Origin of the sequence: Pseudomonas sp. Ant30-3 (genome assembly GCF_000690905.1) — a bacterium.
Classification (GTDB): Bacteria; Pseudomonadota; Gammaproteobacteria; order Pseudomonadales; family Pseudomonadaceae; genus Aquipseudomonas.
This window is the reverse complement of record NZ_JMCL01000019.1, coordinates 47,706-63,033: the sequence shown is the minus strand read 5'-3', so window position 1 is coordinate 63,033 and position 15,328 is coordinate 47,706. Positions and strand designations below refer to the sequence as shown.

At 58.0% G+C, this 15,328-nt stretch carries 15 protein-coding genes and 1 pseudogene; 6 read left to right on the top strand and 10 right to left on the bottom strand.

Features of this window, described 5'->3' with window-relative positions:
- Positions 1-34 precede the first annotated feature (34 nt).
- A complete protein-coding gene (gene hrpB, locus DU29_RS0105375; protein WP_028620793.1) occupies positions 35-2,554 on the top strand; it encodes an ATP-dependent helicase HrpB in 2,520 nt (839 codons plus the stop codon).
- 181 nt (positions 2,555-2,735) lie between these two features.
- Here the strand turns inward: hrpB and DU29_RS0105370 are convergent, their stop codons facing one another.
- The 3 genes from DU29_RS0105370 to DU29_RS0105360 all read right to left on the bottom strand — a co-directional run bounded on the left by DU29_RS0105370 (position 2,736) and on the right by DU29_RS0105360 (position 5,367).
- Positions 2,736-3,206, bottom strand: a complete 471-nt coding sequence (locus tag DU29_RS0105370) for a hypothetical protein (RefSeq protein ID WP_028620792.1) — start codon at positions 3,204-3,206, stop codon at positions 2,736-2,738.
- Between the two features lie 277 nt (positions 3,207-3,483).
- A complete protein-coding gene (locus DU29_RS0105365; RefSeq protein WP_028620791.1) occupies positions 3,484-4,563 on the bottom strand; it encodes an endonuclease/exonuclease/phosphatase family protein in 1,080 nt (359 codons plus the stop codon).
- 129 nt (positions 4,564-4,692) lie between these two features.
- Positions 4,693-5,367 carry a YciC family protein gene (locus DU29_RS0105360; RefSeq protein ID WP_028620790.1) on the bottom strand — a complete coding sequence of 225 codons (675 nt, stop codon included), beginning with the start codon at positions 5,365-5,367 and terminating at the stop codon, positions 4,693-4,695.
- A gap of 177 nt (positions 5,368-5,544) precedes the next feature.
- Here DU29_RS0105360 and DU29_RS0105355 point away from each other — a divergent pair, with 177 nt between their 5' ends.
- From DU29_RS0105355 to DU29_RS0105345, 3 genes are all read left to right on the top strand, one after another.
- Entirely contained in the window at positions 5,545-6,300 is a 756-nt protein-coding gene (locus DU29_RS0105355; protein ID WP_028620789.1) for a DUF2076 domain-containing protein, read from the top strand.
- Positions 6,301-6,436: 136 nt separating this feature from the next.
- Positions 6,437-6,916 carry a LabA-like NYN domain-containing protein gene (locus DU29_RS0105350; protein ID WP_017340917.1) on the top strand — a complete coding sequence of 160 codons (480 nt, stop codon included), beginning with the start codon at positions 6,437-6,439 and terminating at the stop codon, positions 6,914-6,916.
- A gap of 22 nt (positions 6,917-6,938) precedes the next feature.
- Positions 6,939-7,550: a 3'-5' exonuclease gene (locus tag DU29_RS0105345; RefSeq protein WP_028620788.1), complete on the top strand. Its 612-nt coding sequence runs from the start codon at positions 6,939-6,941 to the stop codon at positions 7,548-7,550.
- Positions 7,551-7,671: 121 nt separating this feature from the next.
- On the opposite strand, the gene DU29_RS0105340 is transcribed toward DU29_RS0105345, so the two are convergent.
- Positions 7,672-8,127 carry an Lrp/AsnC family transcriptional regulator gene (locus DU29_RS0105340; protein ID WP_028620787.1) on the bottom strand — a complete coding sequence of 152 codons (456 nt, stop codon included), beginning with the start codon at positions 8,125-8,127 and terminating at the stop codon, positions 7,672-7,674.
- A 163-nt stretch (positions 8,128-8,290) separates the two neighbouring features.
- Here DU29_RS0105340 and yedA point away from each other — a divergent pair, with 163 nt between their 5' ends.
- Entirely contained in the window at positions 8,291-9,217 is a 927-nt protein-coding gene (gene yedA, locus DU29_RS0105335; RefSeq protein ID WP_028620786.1) for a drug/metabolite exporter YedA, read from the top strand.
- 88 nt (positions 9,218-9,305) lie between these two features.
- Complete coding sequence (locus tag DU29_RS0105330; protein ID WP_028620785.1) at positions 9,306-10,640, top strand: DEAD/DEAH box helicase; 1,335 nt, start codon at positions 9,306-9,308, stop codon at positions 10,638-10,640.
- A gap of 139 nt (positions 10,641-10,779) precedes the next feature.
- On the opposite strand, the gene DU29_RS0105325 is transcribed toward DU29_RS0105330, so the two are convergent.
- The 6 genes and pseudogenes from DU29_RS0105325 to DU29_RS0105305 form a co-directional block, all read right to left on the bottom strand.
- A complete protein-coding gene (locus tag DU29_RS0105325) occupies positions 10,780-12,021 on the bottom strand; it encodes a TIGR03862 family flavoprotein (protein WP_028620784.1) in 1,242 nt (413 codons plus the stop codon).
- Positions 12,022-12,221: 200 nt separating this feature from the next.
- A complete protein-coding gene (locus DU29_RS0105320) occupies positions 12,222-13,142 on the bottom strand; it encodes a histone deacetylase family protein (protein ID WP_028620783.1) in 921 nt (306 codons plus the stop codon).
- Positions 13,143-13,550: 408 nt separating this feature from the next.
- Positions 13,551-13,898, bottom strand: a complete 348-nt coding sequence (locus DU29_RS0105315; protein WP_028620782.1) for a hypothetical protein — start codon at positions 13,896-13,898, stop codon at positions 13,551-13,553.
- Complete coding sequence (locus DU29_RS1000000133500; RefSeq protein ID WP_050483075.1) at positions 13,891-14,526, bottom strand: RHS repeat-associated core domain-containing protein; 636 nt, start codon at positions 14,524-14,526, stop codon at positions 13,891-13,893. Before DU29_RS1000000133500 ends, DU29_RS0105315 begins: the two co-directional genes overlap by 8 nt.
- 15 nt (positions 14,527-14,541) lie before the next feature.
- Positions 14,542-14,622 (bottom strand): annotated as a pseudogene (locus DU29_RS1000000133665) (RHS domain-containing protein); the annotation flags it as partial.
- Positions 14,623-14,824: 202 nt separating this feature from the next.
- Entirely contained in the window at positions 14,825-15,316 is a 492-nt protein-coding gene (locus DU29_RS0105305) for a hypothetical protein (RefSeq protein WP_028620781.1), read from the bottom strand.
- Between the last annotated feature and the right edge of the window lie 12 nt (positions 15,317-15,328).

Genomic DNA, 15,328 nt, shown 5'->3' with positions numbered 1-15,328 from the left:
GCCGTTATACTCGCCGCTCTGCTTTGGAGCCAGTATGAATTCGTTGCCAATCGATGATGTTTTACCCGCCCTGCGTGACGCCTTGGCAATTCGCCATGAAGCAGTGCTTGAAGCGCCGCCCGGTGCCGGTAAAACCACCCGTGTTCCATTAGCCTTGCTGAATGAGCCCTGGCTCGCCGGGCAGACCATTCTGATGCTGGAGCCGCGGCGGTTGGCGGCACGGGCGGCGGCGGAGCGATTGGCCAGTGAACTGGGTGAAAAGGTCGGTGAAACGGTCGGCTACCGCATTCGCCTGGACAGCAAGGTTGGCCCCAACACGCGGATCGAAGTGGTCACCGAAGGTATTCTCACCCGGCGCCTGCAGGATGATCCGGCGCTGGAGGGCGTGGGCCTGCTGATCTTTGACGAGTTCCACGAACGCAGTCTCGACGCGGACCTGGCATTGGCGCTAAGCCTGAACGGCCGCGAGTTGTTCCGCGAAGATCAGCCGCTGAAGATCCTGTTGATGTCGGCCACGCTGGAAGGCGAACGCCTCGCCGGGCTGCTGGATGACGCGCCGATCCTGCGCAGCGAAGGGCGCATGTACCCGGTCGAGATGCGCTGGGGCCGGCCGTTTCAGCCCGGTGAATTCATCGAGCCGCGCGTGGTTCAAACCATTCTCGACGCGTTGAATGATGAAACCGGCAGCCTGCTGGTATTTCTGCCCGGGCAAGCGGAAATCCGCCGCGTGCATCAGCAAGTCGCTGAGGCGTTGGGCGACGGCACACAAGTTTTGTTGTGCCCATTGCACGGTGAGCTGGATCTCGCCGCGCAACGCGCCGCCATCGATCCCGCCCCCGTCGGCAAGCGCAAAGTGGTGCTGGCGACCAACATCGCCGAGACCAGCCTGACCATCAATGGCGTGCGCGTGGTGATTGATGCCGGGCTGGCTCGGGTGCCGCGTTTCGACCCGGGCAGCGGCATGACCCGCCTCGATACCCAACGCATCTCCAAGGCCAGCGCCACGCAACGCGCCGGTCGGGCAGGGCGGTTGGAGCCAGGCGTGTGTTATCGCCTGTGGTCGCAGGACCAGCACGAACAACTGGCGGCGTACGCGAGCGCGGAAATCCTCTCGGCGGACCTGGCCGGTCTCGCTCTGCAATTGGGTCGCTGGGGCGTGACGCCAGGGCAATTGGTGTGGCTGGATATTCCGCCGACGGCGGCGTATGCGCAGGCGCAGGACTTGCTGGATCGACTCGGCGCGCTCGACGGTGATGCGCTGACCCGTCACGGCCAGGCGATGGCTGAACTGCCGGCGCACCCGCGTATTGCCCATCTGCTGTTGCGTGGGCAAGCGCTGGGTCTGGCGCAAATGGCCTGCGACGTCGCTGCACTGCTGGGCGAGCGCGATATTTTGCGCGGCGCCGGCGCGGATCTGCACAGCCGCCTGGTGCTGTTGTCCGGCGAGGAACGTGCCGCGCGCGGTACCCAGGGTGGCGTACAGCGAGCCCGGCAACTGGCGCGGCAGTATCGCGGTTATCTGCGCGGCAAAGCGACCGAGCCCGTCAGCGATCCTGATCATCCGCGCTGGCTCGGCGCGTTGCTGGCCTTGGCTTATCCGGATCGTGTCGCCCAGCAACGGCGCGCGGGCGGCGCGGAATATCGGCTAGCCAACGGGCGTGCGGCGTTGTTCGCTGAAGCCGACAGTTTGATGAAGCAAGCGTGGCTGGTGATCGCCGATCTTGGCAGTCGTCAGGGCCAGCGTGAGGAACGAATTTACCTGGCGGCGGACTTCGATCCGGCACTGTTCGATTCCGTACTGGCCGAGCAGGTGCGAGTGATCGATCAACTGGACTGGGACGAGCGCGAAGGCGTGCTGCGCGCCGAGCGCCAGCGCAAGGTTGGGGAATTGATCCTCAGCCGCGAGCCACTGACCGGGCTCGACGAAAGTGCGCGCAGTCAGGCACTGGTTAATCTGGTACGCCGTAAAGGTCTGGAATTATTGCCGTGGACGCCGGAGCTGCGTCAGTGGCAGGCGCGAGTCGCCTTGCTGCGCCAGTTGGACCTTGCCAGCAAAGGCGAAAGTGAATGGCCAGATGTCAGTGACGCTTTTCTCCTGAAAAGCCTTGAGCACTGGCTGATGCCCTATCTGGGCAAAGTCTCGCGGCTCAGTCACTTCGGCAATCTCGACCTGTCGAGCATCGTCCGTAATCTACTGCCCTGGCCGCTACCGCAGCGGCTGGACGAGCTGGCGCCGCAGCATTTGAACGTGCCGTCAGGTTCCTCGATCCGGCTGGATTACAGTGAACAGCCGCCGATTCTCGCGGTGCGCTTGCAAGAGTTGTTTGGCCTGGCCGAGACGCCACGGATTGCCGGTGGCCGCCAAGTGGTGAAGCTGCATCTGCTCTCGCCTGCGCGTCGGCCGGTGCAGGTCACGCAGGATTTAGCGAACTTCTGGCGCAGCACTTACGCCGAGGTAAAGAAGGATTTGAAGGGACGGTATCCGAAACATTATTGGCCGGATGATCCGCTGGTGGCGGAGGCGACTGCGCGGGCGAAGCCGAGAAAATCCTGACGTCTTATCAGGTGGACTTCAAAGTGACGGCAGAAAACAATGCAACATACAGTTGGGATTTCCTTGGATTCGGGTGATACCGGCGACATCGGGACGCAGCTATCAACGGGATTATCATGGTCGCCGAACAGAAAGATTTCTTCCCTTGCTCGAGAACAGGCAGGCCGACGACCGTAACGTTTTACTTTCCAATTGCGGACAAGATGCATCCGTTTCCAAAAGGTTTTTCCATAATGCCCTCAAGACGTGGTCCGCCGGTGCCGACCACAAAAATGGGCGAGCTGTGCCACTTTCCGTCCATCGGGATGCCTGAGTGAGTCTGATTTGATGCACCGGTAGCCGATATGGTCAGGCTCGCGGACGCTGTGGCGTGATCGGGATACTTCGTTATGTGAACGTCTGTGACGCGCGCAATGTATTTTCCGGCAGCTTGCCAATCGCTGACGTTCGCGGTGATGTACTGATTCCGATGTTCAAAACTGCATCCATACCGGGTCACCCTTGCATTTTCAGGCGGTTCGCCGGGGTCGACCGTCGGTTGTGTCAGGTTTTCTCCCACGGCCGTCTGTGCCGCAGCATTTTGATGTGCGCTTAATAGTGCAACAAAGGCTAGCAGGATGGGGAACACGGGTTTTGCAATGCTTGTGGACATATAATCTCCGCTTGCAGCTAATCAGTTATTGGACGTCCGCGCGACTCGTGGTGCGGAATTGCCCTTTGGACACGCCCAGCTTCTGGCGAAATGTAGCGTGACCTGATTTTTACTACCGATTGCGAAGCGGAAATACTGTCATAGTTGACAGTTTGTTATGTTCAGTAACTATTCATTACCTTGGGGCTTGATGCCGAGTTGACGCGCTTCATTTTACTGACTGGCACACATTGCACGCTTGGCATTGAATTACCATCCCGTTTATTGCTTCAGGCCACTAGTTGGAAGTTGGTAATAGAAACCGCGCAATCACCGGCAAATGATCGGAGATCCGCAAGGTATCGTCCTGCCGCACCATCGCTTCGACCCGCTTGATCCGTGGGCTGTAGAACAGATAGTCAACCGTGCGGTCCGGGCCGTTGAGGCCTGGGTCATTAGGGTAATGAGTCAGCCACTGCGCGCGATTGACCCCGCTGGCTTCGTTGTTGGTCGGAATCATCGGGTATTTGTCCCACAGCACATGCAGGACGCTGTCGGCGGAATACGGTGACCGTTGTTCGTCGGACAGGCGTCGGTACTGGCCCAGCGGCAACAGGTTGAAATCACCCCCGATCAACCACGGCGTACCGCGACTTTCGAACTTGTCGAGGACTTTGGCCGTGGCTGTCACTTGCGCCTGCAGCGTATCGTCCGGTTGGCGGGCGCGTTCAAGGTGCGTGTTGACCACGGCCATCTGCCCACCGGTGCCGAACGGCAGATAGGCGACTAGCAGGGCATTTCTCGGCTCGAACTGGCGGCGGATGAAATTAACCGGTGCTGTTGGCAATTGCAGGCGCTCAGCGTGGTCTATCCGATAGCGGCTGAGGGTCGCCAACTGGCGGCCGACGCTGCCGAAAATCTGCGGTTCAGGTACGAATTCAGCTTTCCAGTCGAAGGCGTAGGTGCTGCACGGATAGAGGTCTGCGACCCGCTCTTGCAGCAATTTGAGCTGATGCTGGTAGCCGCTGGTCTTCGCGCCGTCGTCGAGTTCCTGCAGCAGCACGATGTCTGGCTGCTCGTCGCGGATTACCCGCGCCACTTCATCCAGGCTGAAGGCCATGTCGGCGGGCGTGGGGTTTTCGTCGGTGCCGGCGGCCAGGTCATTCCAGAACACATAACGTTTGCCCGCCAGGTATTGCACGTTCCACGTCATCACCTTCAACGCCTGACCGGCCACCAGCGTGGGCGCCTGAGCATTGCAGCTGACCGGCGCGGTTTCCCTGGCCTCCGGGCGCCAGGTGAGGTTGTAGATCAGCAGGCCGGTCAGGCTGATGGCAATCAGCAAGCCCAGGAGGGTGTAGCGCAGCAGACGGGTCATGGCTCGGCTTATGGCGTTACAAAAGATGGACCGAGGATAACCGAGCCTAAACAGCCTGCCCATCAATTAGCCGTCAAACCGCACTTGTAGCAGCTGCCGAAGGCTGCGTAAGGCGTCGCCAGCCGGCAGTCAAAGCGGCCGATCGATCTTTTCCGGCACATCGCTGATCAGCATGAACAGACGGAACAACACCACGCTGGTGAACAACTGCAGAAAGCTCTGTGCACTGTCTATCAGAAGCGCAATAACCGCGTTCTGCGGTTCCGGGTAAACCGTCAGCGTCGCGCCCTTGAGCAGCCACAATGGGCCCATCACGCAGAGAATGCACACCAGGATGCGCAGAAAATTGCCCCGCGTCAGGCGCAGGCTTTCCTTCATCGCCGCCAGTGGCGCCATGCCGCGCAGCACCAGCAGATATTCGCCGAACGCCAGTGTCACCATCAGCCAGATGCCCGGCAGAAAATACAGCGAGAGGCCGATCAGGATCAGCAGCGTGTTCAGCGCCGTCAGCAGGGCGAAGCGCGGCCATAGGGCGGCGGACATTGCCAGCAAGTCGCGGTTGCGCGGCGTCTCGCCGCGGCTGCGCGCATCCAGAAAGAGGATCAGCGCGGCGGTGTAAAGCGGGTACACCAGCAGGCCGACAATCACGCTGATACCGGGAAAGCTGTCCGGCTCGGTGGACTGGTCGACCACTTGTTGCAGCACAGCTTCAACGATCACCAGTGGCAGGCACAGCCGCACGATCTGGCCCAGATTGCGCTTGAAGAAATACAGAGAGTCACGCAGTACGTCGAACGGATTCATCAGTCGGTATCGCACATCACATTGGGTGACTCACTGTAACCGATCATGTGCTGCCCGAAGCAAACGTAAACGTTCGGTAAAGGCCATTGAAACATTCTGTATCACCCCCATTACTGCAGAGCACCTTGTCCACAGTGGATGAGGGCGATGATTTTCCCGGCAATCTACGAGGTCGCCATGAACAGCGAAGAACAAACCCTGATCGATGGACTGTTTTCCCGGCTGCAACAGGCCGAAACGGATTCAGCCCCGCGCGACGCCCAGGCCGAGACGCGGATCAAGGAACACATGACTCGCCAGCCTGCGGCGGGCTATTTCATGACCCAGACGGTGCTGGTGCAAGAGGCCGCGCTCAAAAGCCTCGATGAGCAGAATAAACAGCTGACCCGGCAAGTTCAGCAGTTGCAGGCTGAGCTGCAGTCGAACAAGGCACAAACGCCAGCCCCAAGCAGCGGTGGTTTTTTATCGAGCATCTTTGGCGGCGGCTCGCGTGATCCGCAACCTGCGCCGACGCAAAGTGCACCGCCGACCAATAACGGCTGGCGTGAACCGGGTCGACCTTCGTTCAACAGTCAGCCAGCCCAGCAAAACTTTGGTGCAGTACCGCCTTCGCAAAATTACGGCCAGAACTCGGCGCAGACGGCCGGCGGCGGTTTCATGGGCGGCGCTTTGAAAACCGCCGCCGGCGTGGCCGGTGGTGTGATGCTGGCGCAAGGCATCAGCAGCCTGTTCCATCACAATCAGCAGCCGGAAGTGGTCGAAGTGATCAAGGAAGAGCCGGCGCAGGTCAACGACCAGGCTGACGGCAGCAATGGTTGGGGCGATGACCAGCGGGTGGCCGACAACGCCGCCGATCAAGGCGGGTTCACCGACGCCGATTACAGCGATGACAGCTCATCGTTCTTTGGTGGTGACGACGATTCCTTCGTCTGACGCGCCATTCGTCCGGGGCGCTGCGACGCTCCGGACCGATTATTCGCGGAACATTCCTTCAGGCTGGCATACTGGGCAACTTTTCGGGCCTGGCGCCTGATTCTGCCCGCGCGTCTGTGCGCAATGAGGAACTCCGGTGAAAAAAATTGCAGTGTTCGCCGATGTGCAAAACCTCTATTACACCGTGCGACAAGCCTATGGTTGCCATTTCAACTACGCCGCGTTGTGGGCTGACATCAGCAAGCAAGGGCAGATCGTCGAGGCGTATGCCTACGCCATTGATCGTGGCGACAGCAAACAGCAGCAGTTTCAGCAGATCCTGCGCAATCTCGGTTTTACCGTGAAGCTCAAGCCTTACATCCAGCGCAGCGACGGCTCGGCCAAGGGCGACTGGGATGTGGGTATCACGCTCGATATAATGGACGCCGCCGACCACGTCGACGAAGTGGTGCTCGCGTCTGGCGACGGTGATTTCGACATGCTGCTGGAGCGCATCATCGCCAAGCACGGGGTGCAAGCGGTGGCGTACGGCGTGCCGGGGCTGACCGCCAATTCGCTGATCCGTGCTGCCAGCCGCTATGTGCCGATCGAAGGCGCATTGCTGCTCAAAAATTGATTTTTTCGGAGTTGAAACAGGTTTGGAACGCATAGCAGTCATCGACTTTGAAACCACCGGGATCTCTCCGAGCAGCAGTTGCCGGGCCACGGAAATTGCCGTGGTGATCCTCGAACAGGGGCGTATCGTTGAGCGTTACCAGAGCCTGATGAACGCGGGCGTGCGCGTACCGGCCTTCATCGAACAACTCACCGGCATCAGCAACGCCATGCTGCGCACCGCGCCTCCGGCCGAGCGGGTGATGAACGAGGTCAACGAATTCGTCGGCTGCACGCCGTTGCTCGCGCACAATGCCGCATTCGACCAGAAGTTCTGGGATTTCGAGTTGGGCCGAATCAAACGCACGCGATTGCAGAACTTCGCCTGCTCGCTGCTGCTGGCCCGTCGCCTGATGCCGGCGGCGCCGAACCACAAACTCGGCACCCTGACGACCTTCGCGCGGTTACCCCACACCGGCAAGGCTCACCGGGCCATGGCCGATGCCGAAATGGCCGCCAACCTGACGGCGCATCTGGCGCAAGAACTGCGGCAGACGCACGGCTTGCGCGAGTTATCGCACGATCTGCTGGTGAGCCTGCAGAAGGTGCCGGCAGCGAAAATCACCGACCACCTCAAGCGCCATCGCGGGTTCTGATAAAACCACAAAACCCTGTAGGAGCCGGCTTGCCGGCGATGGCGGTTTGTCAGTCGGCATCAGTGTTGAATGATGAAGCGCAATCGCCAGCAAGCCGGCTCCTACAGGGGGCGTGCCGTATTCAAATTTTCCCGTTCCCTTCCAGCTGCCCCAACGGCACGCGCTTCTCTATCGCGCTCGACAACACAATCGAGGTCTTGCTGAAGCCGAATTTGGCGATCCGGTTGATCAACGCCTCCAGCTCCGGCATCGAACCCACTGCTGCCTGCATGATCACGCAAGGGTCGCCCGTGACCCGATGGCACTCGGTCAACTGCGGAATCTTGATCAGGTCGTCGTAGGCTTTCTGATTGCCGTGCTGATTCAGGCGCAACTCGATGACGCATTGAATCGGCAATCCCAGCTTGGCCATGTCGACTTTCGCCTGATACCCGGTGATCACCCCGCACGCTTCGAGCTTCGCCACGCGTTCGGCCACGGCCGGGGCGGACAGGTTCACCTTGCGCGCGAGTTCGGCGTAGGACGCACGACCGTTTTCCAGCAGAGCGCCGAGGAGCATGCGGTCGTATTTGTCCATGGTCGAATTCCTGAAAAATGACTGACTTTCGAAAGCACGGTTTATAGCGGTAATCTCCATGTTTTGAAAAGTGTACCGTCGCTATAAACAGGTTTTGTAACTTATTTTTCGCAGTTGGCCTTTTTAGAATAGTCGTTCAATTGTCCTGCCTGCGAGCTTCCCCATGCCTGGCCCACGTCGCTTTCCCTTGCCGCTGATCGCTGCCTTTTTTGCGCTGTACGTGATTTGGGGCTCGACCTACCTGGTGATCCGTATCGGCGTGGAATACTGGCCACCGTTGTTGCTCGCCGGCGTGCGCTTCGTGATCGCCGGGACCTTGATGTACGCCTACCTGCGCTGGCGCGGAGCTCCGGCGCCGACGTGGGCGCAGTGGAAAGCAGCGGGGATCATCGGGATTTTGTTGCTGACCTGCGGTAACGGTGCAGTGAGTGTCGCTGAACACACCGGCGTGGCCTCGGGCGTCGCGGCGCTGGCGGTGGCGACAGTGCCACTGTTCACTTTGCTCTTCGGCTATTTCTGGGGCGCGCGCAATACCCGTCTTGAATGGGCCGGGATTGCGCTCGGGCTGATCGGCATTGGCATGCTCAACCTCGGCTCCAATCTGCAGTCGAGCCCGCTGGGCGCCGCCTTGCTGATTTTCGCCGCTGCGGCGTGGGCGTTCGGTTCGGTGTGGAGCAAACACTTGCCATTGCCGCAGGGCGCAATGGCCAGCGCCGTGGAAATGCTGGTCGGCGGCGTGGCGCTGTTGATCGGCAGCGCGCTGAGCGGGGAACACATGGAGGCGCTGCCACCGATCGAGGGCTGGGCAGCCCTGGCTTACCTGACCTTTTTCGGTTCGATCATTGCCTTCAACGCCTACATGTACCTGCTGAAAAACGTGCGTCCGGCGGCGGCCACCAGTTATGCCTACGTCAATCCGGCCGTCGCCGTTTTGCTGGGGATTGTGTTTGTCGGCGAAACCATCGGCATCGAGGAAGCATTGGCCATGCTGGTGATCATCAGCGCCGTGGTCTTGATCGGCTTGCCGCAATGGCGCCGACCTGCGCAAAAACCGGCTACCGTGGTGCCGACAGAATCGAGCGTGAATTAGGGTAAACTGCGCGCCATTGCACACTTGTTTGCACCCACTTGTGGCACCCACTTGTGGCACCCGCGCTGAATTTTCCTACGGTAAACCCATGACTTTCGCCACCCTTGGCCTGATCGAACCCTTGCTGCGCTCCCTCGAGACGCTCGGCTACCAGACCCCGACGCCGGTTCAGGCGCAAGCCATTCCAGCGGTGCTGGCCGGTCGCGACCTGATGGCCGCGGCCCAGACCGGCACCGGCAAGACCGCCGGTTTCGCCCTGCCGCTCTTGCAGTTGCTGGCCATGGAAGGGCCGACAGTGGCCTCCAACTCAGTGCGCGCATTGATTCTGGTGCCGACCCGCGAACTGGCGGAACAGGTTCACGAAGCCGTTCGCCAATACGCCGAGAACCTGCCGCTGAGCACGTACGCCGTGTACGGCGGCGTCAGCATCAACCCGCAGATGATGAAACTGCGTAAAGGTGTCGACGTGCTGGTGGCGACCCCGGGTCGTTTGCTCGACCTGTATCGCCAGAAGGCTCTCAAGTTCAATCAGCTGCAAACCCTGATTCTTGACGAAGCCGACCGCATGCTCGATCTGGGTTTTTCCGAGGAGTTGGGCAACATTTACCGCGTGCTGCCGAAGCAGCGTCAGACGCTGTTGTTCTCCGCGACCTTCTCCGACGCCATCCGTTTGCTGGCCGGGCAAATGCTCAACGATCCGCTGAGCATCGAAGTCAGCCCGCGCAACGTTGCCGCCAGCACCGTCAAGCAATGGGTTGTGGTGGTGGACAAGAAGCGCAAGCCGGAGCTGTTCATTCATCTGCTGCGCAAGGGCAAATGGAAGCAGGTGCTGGTTTTCGCCAAGACCCGTAATGGTGTCGACGCACTGGTGGAAAAACTGCAGGGCCTGGGCGTTAACGCCGATGGCATCCACGGTGACAAACCGCAGGCGACCCGTCAGCGTGCGCTGGACCGCTTCAAGGCCAGCGAAGTGCAGATTCTGGTGGCGACCGACGTCGCGGCCCGTGGTCTGGATATCGAAGATTTGCCACTGGTGGTCAACTTTGATCTGCCGATCGTCGCGGAAGACTACATTCACCGCATCGGCCGTACGGGCCGAGCGGGGGCGACCGGGCAGGCCATTTCGCTGGTGTGCGCAGATGAAGTGAATTTGCTGTCAGCCATCGAGACGCTGACCCGTCAGACGTTGCCCCGGCAGATGGAGCATGACTTCGAGCCTGAGCACCGGGTGCCGGATACCGACGCCAGCGGTCAGGTGGTGAAGAAGCCGAAGAAACCCAAGAAGCCGAAAACCTCGGGTGGCGGTAAGCGCAATCTGGGCAAGTGGGTGGAGAGTGGTGACGCTTCGGCGCCGGAACCTTCGATCAAGCCTGTGCGCAAAGTGCCGGTGTTTAATACTGGCCCGCGTAAGAAGAAGCCCTGAATAGCGGCGGCGCCAGTCAGGACGCCATCGTCAGAACGCCGCCCGGGGCAAGCTCACCCCCACATTAACCGCGCTTTTTCTGAAAGCACTCGGTCGAATGTGGGAGCGAGCCTGCTCGCGAAAGGGCGTTCCTCGGGCTTCAGCCTTTGCTCTGCATCCACTCCACCATCCCCATCCCCGCCGCCCGCCCACTGGCGAAACACGCGGTCAGCAGATAGCCACCGGTCGGCGCTTCCCAATCCAGCATTTCCCCTGCGCAGAACACGCCGGGCAGTTGCTTGAGCATCAAACGCTCATCCATCGACTCGAACAACACACCGCCGGCGCTGCTGATGGCTTCATCCAGCGGGCGAGCTTTCACTAACGTCAGGGGCAGTGCCTTGATCGCCCGGGCCAGCAACGCCGGATCGGCGAAGCTGGATGCCGGGGTCAGTTCACGCAGCAAGGCGGCTTTCACGCCATCAATTCCCAACTGACTGTGCAGGTGTTTTGACACGGAGCGCGAGCCGCGCGGTTTGCTCAGAGCTGCTTGAATTTTATCCACAGGCCGGCCGGGCAGCAGATCAATATGGATTGTCGCGCTGCCATGCACGTTGATGGCTTCACGAATCGGTGCCGACAGGGCGTAGATCAAGCTGCCTTCAATCCCGGTCGCCGTGATCACGCATTCCCCAAGCCGAGGAATGTCGTCATTGAGCCCGATCGCGATATTTTTTAGCGGGGCGCCGGCGAATTTGCTGACCATCAGTTCGCTCCATACCTGCACCTCGAAGCCACAATTACTCGGTTGCAGCGGCGCCAGTCCTACGCCCTGGTTCTCCAATGCCAGCATCCACGCACCGTCGGAACCGAGGCGCGACCAGCTGCCGCCACCGAGGGCCAGCAACGTTGCATCTGGCGACAGGGTTTTCTGACCTTCCCGGCTGGATACCTCAAGTTTGCCCTCTGAATTCCAGCCCAGCCAACGGTGCCGGGTGTGGATAACTACGCCGTTGTCGCGCAGGCGTTTGAGCCAGGCACGTAATAGCGGCGCTGCTTTCATGTCAGTGGGAAATACCCGGCCGGAACTGCCGACAAAGGTCTCGATACCCAGCTCATGAATCCATTGGCACAGTGCGTCGGCGCCGAATGAACGAAGCAGCGGGGCAATCTGCGGTGCGCGTTCGGCATAGCGCGAGAGAAATGCCGGGTAGGCTTCGGAGTGAGTGATGTTCATGCCGCCGACGCCGGCGAGCAGAAATTTGCGCCCGACCGAAGGCATGCCGTCGTACAGGTCGACCTTGATCCCGGCCTGGCTCAACACTTCAGCGGCCATCAGGCCGGCGGGGCCGCCGCCGATGATGGCGACGTGAGGGGGGATGGAGGTCGAGGGCTGAGTCATGTTAGGGGCTTGGGTCTGACAGAATTAAGCCGCGCATTCTAGCAGCCCACGTCCGCTCACACATTTGATCGATGTTGGTTTCAGAGGTGGTTAAAAAACAACCACAGCTCTGCAGCCTATACCTCGCACGGCCTGCAGACCTTTCCACTCAGGTTATCCACAGGCAGTTCCACAGCGATTGTGCATAAACAATCCACAGCTCAGTGACAACCTGATGAATTCCACACCCTTTGCGCGCTGTGATGAAGGATGCCATGCCGCCGCGCCAGCGCTTTGCGGTCCTTGCTGTAACCGCCACCAATCACCCCGACCAGTGGAATATCCCGACCAAGACAATGGCGCATCACGCTTTCATCACGCGCTGCCACACCTTCGTCGGTCAGATTCAGGTAACCGAGCGCGTCATCCTTATGCACGTCGACACCGGCGTCGTACAACACCAGGTCCGGCTGATAGAGCGGCAATAAATAATTGAGCGCATCGTCGACGACCTTCAGATAATCGGCATCACCCATTCCCATCGGCAAGGGAATGTCCCAGTCACTGTTGGCCTTGCGTGCAGGAAAATTCTTTTCGCAGTGCAGGGAAACGGTGACCGCTTCCGGCGTGTTGTGCAGGATTCTCGCCGTGCCGTCGCCCTGATGCACATCGCAATCGAAGATCAGCACCCGATTTACTCGGCCGCTCTCCAGCAGGAAATGGCTGATCACCGCCAGATCATTGAAGATGCAAAAACCTGCCGGATGATCGTAATGCGCATGATGCGTGCCGCCGGCCAAATGACAGGCCAGGCCATGTTCCAGCGCTTGCTCCGCTGCCAGCAGCGAACCGCCGACCGCCCGCACCGTTCGCCGCGCCAGCGCTTCGCTCCAGGGCAGGCCGAGACGCCGCTGGTCTTCGCGAGACAACTCGCCGCTCATATAGCGTTCGATATACGCAGGGTCATGAGCAAGGGCGAGAATCTCTGGCGGGCACAGCTGCGGACGCAGCAGGTCGGCGTCGCAGGTCAGGCCGCTGTCCACCAGGTGATCGCGCAGCAAGCGAAACTTGTCCATGGGGAAGCGGTGATCGGCCGGGAACTCGGGGCTGTAGTCTTCGTGGTAGATCAGCGGCAATGGCATGATTTTTATAGGGGGCAGCGGGTAGGAATGAGTGAAGGATCCTACCAGCGATCTAGACGGGGGCACACCGGTCTCATACGGCGAGACATGTGAGGCGAACAAACTAATTGCTCAACGCCTGATTCGGTCATTTAGTGAGTGATACCCTCCAGCTTCAGACCTCCGAGCTTGAAAACATTATTTATAGCCCTAAGACAGGCTCTTGACGCCCCTAGCATATGAGCCGTTGGCGCATTCGAAACGAAGGTGCCGTCCGCGTAGATGGGGACTGCTTCGAGCAGTTGTTCGGCGTTGCACAGGTAATCCTCGCAGAAGATGTTTCGCTGTGGGCGTAGACGTTATGGCGGGTGTTGCTGCGGTTCACGTTGAACTGCGGGGGCGCCGACCGAAGGCGGCACTATTCGTCTCCTATTTTTCACTTGTAGGGAATGGGAATATGCACTCTTTAAAGGCCTCCTGTTTCGTTACTGTGTCAATCGGTTTGCCCGTTTCTTTCTCTAGTTTTTCTATCTTTGATAAGGCAAATAACTCATTGGGTTCATGGTGTTTTTTGTAGAATTCTCGGGCTTGGGCCCCTAAATCGTCTACATCAAGGAGTTTTGTTAGCGCGCTGTTGATAAAAGGGCTTCCAGCGTAAAGCAAAGACTCGGTATCCTCGCAAGAAAACTTTAAATACATTATTGCTTTCTTCAAAGCGCTGATTTCTCCTTGGTTTAGGCGTAGTTCTCGTTCCTCATGATCTGATTGATCAACCACAGTTCTTACCTCTAGTGTCGATTTGCTCTTGGGTTAATTTTAGACGCTGTTCGTACGAAATATGGGAAAAAGCGCTATAGGGGTTTTTTCCGGCATGCAGTATTTCCCCTATCTTTAATCGCCCTGAGTGGATGTATTCGAGCTCCGAGCTTTTTACAATATTGCTCAATTGTGCGGCATCAGCTTTAAATATTATTGAGTAGTCTCCTTTTCCTGAGTGCATGGGGTCATTGATAAGAATGTCTCGCATAACATCTTTCGGTGACATCAATACATTTGAGATGTAAACTTTGCCTTTGGTGTTGGGTTCCAGAACACCAGTTTTCATAATGTTTTCAAACCCAGACTGATTCGTATAATGGATGAAAATATTTTCATCTGACAATCCGCTTGGATCGATCCAGCAGTTGGGATTATCCACATACCCCTGAGGCCTGACCCCTCCGCCCAGCCCCAGCGGATCCGGGCTCAGGTACTGTGCCGTCTCGGGATCATAGTACCGATGCCGATTGTAGTGCAGTCCGCTTTCTTCGTCGTAGTACTGGCCGGGGAATCGAAGCGGGCAGGTGGTTTTGTTGATGGGTACCACATTGCTGCTGGCGAATTCGTCATTCGCCGCTTTCCACAACCTCGCCTGGCCCCATATGTTGGGGCTGTTGCTCCAGGCCAGTTGGCCGCTTTCGTCGAGTAATTCGAGCGGGGTGCCGAGGTGGTCGGTGACGATGTACCAAAGGTTGTCGCATTGCTTGCGTGATACCGCCCCAGGGTCTTAGATCAAACGGGTAACGTATCTGAAGACGGCGAAGTCATCGGCGCAGTGTTTACTATGCATAGTTTATGAAATATTTTTTATTAGGCAAAGAGGCAGTTAAGGAAAGTGAGCAAGTGGGAAATGACTCATCGCTCATTAAAAATGCGCGTTATACTTAGTTCAAGTTTTTCAAAAAGCCAAAGCCATCAAGTTTGTCGTTGTAGCCCAAAAAAACAAGATCTTTTTTTATTATTTTTAATATTGAATTCCATTGCTCCGTGAAGTCAGATATTGAAATTGTCATGGTTGATTTTTTAATATTGGATTTTTCCTTGTCTAGATAAACAACATCAATCCATTTGGCGCTCACAATTACTAAGTCTGAGTCAGTGATTTTGAAATCCCAGTAAGCGGTAAACGAGCTTGATAAAAATGCCATGAAGAAAGATTCAGTCCTTTTCTCTAATTCAATCAATACATCAACAACGTCACTGTAGATTTCGCTAATGTCGCCCCTTCTGCTTAGACATAAAGTCAAATCGTTCCAATGTAATAATATGTCTGTTTTATACTCTAGATAAGTAGAGAAGATCGCTTCTGAAACAGACGTGTCTTCATTATTTTTTTTTCCTAAAGGCGTATCTCTGATAATTTCCAATTTAAACATATCAGCTTTACT

What these genes read in the sequence shown, in the direction of transcription:
- hrpB (WP_028620793.1), top strand. Translation starts at nt 35, where the DNA reads ATGAATTCGTTGCCAATCGATGATGTTTTACCCGCCCTGCGTGACGCC.
- DU29_RS0105370 (WP_028620792.1), bottom strand. Translation starts at nt 3,206, where the DNA reads ATGTCCACAAGCATTGCAAAACCCGTGTTCCCCATCCTGCTAGCCTTT.
- DU29_RS0105365 (WP_028620791.1), bottom strand. Translation starts at nt 4,563, where the DNA reads ATGACCCGTCTGCTGCGCTACACCCTCCTGGGCTTGCTGATTGCCATC.
- DU29_RS0105360 (WP_028620790.1), bottom strand. Translation starts at nt 5,367, where the DNA reads ATGAATCCGTTCGACGTACTGCGTGACTCTCTGTATTTCTTCAAGCGC.
- DU29_RS0105355 (WP_028620789.1), top strand. Translation starts at nt 5,545, where the DNA reads ATGAACAGCGAAGAACAAACCCTGATCGATGGACTGTTTTCCCGGCTG.
- DU29_RS0105340 (WP_028620787.1), bottom strand. Translation starts at nt 8,127, where the DNA reads ATGGACAAATACGACCGCATGCTCCTCGGCGCTCTGCTGGAAAACGGT.
- yedA (WP_028620786.1), top strand. Translation starts at nt 8,291, where the DNA reads ATGCCTGGCCCACGTCGCTTTCCCTTGCCGCTGATCGCTGCCTTTTTT.
- DU29_RS0105330 (WP_028620785.1), top strand. Translation starts at nt 9,306, where the DNA reads ATGACTTTCGCCACCCTTGGCCTGATCGAACCCTTGCTGCGCTCCCTC.
- DU29_RS0105325 (WP_028620784.1), bottom strand. Translation starts at nt 12,021, where the DNA reads ATGACTCAGCCCTCGACCTCCATCCCCCCTCACGTCGCCATCATCGGC.
- DU29_RS0105320 (WP_028620783.1), bottom strand. Translation starts at nt 13,142, where the DNA reads ATGCCATTGCCGCTGATCTACCACGAAGACTACAGCCCCGAGTTCCCG.
- DU29_RS0105305 (WP_028620781.1), bottom strand. Translation starts at nt 15,316, where the DNA reads ATGTTTAAATTGGAAATTATCAGAGATACGCCTTTAGGAAAAAAAAAT.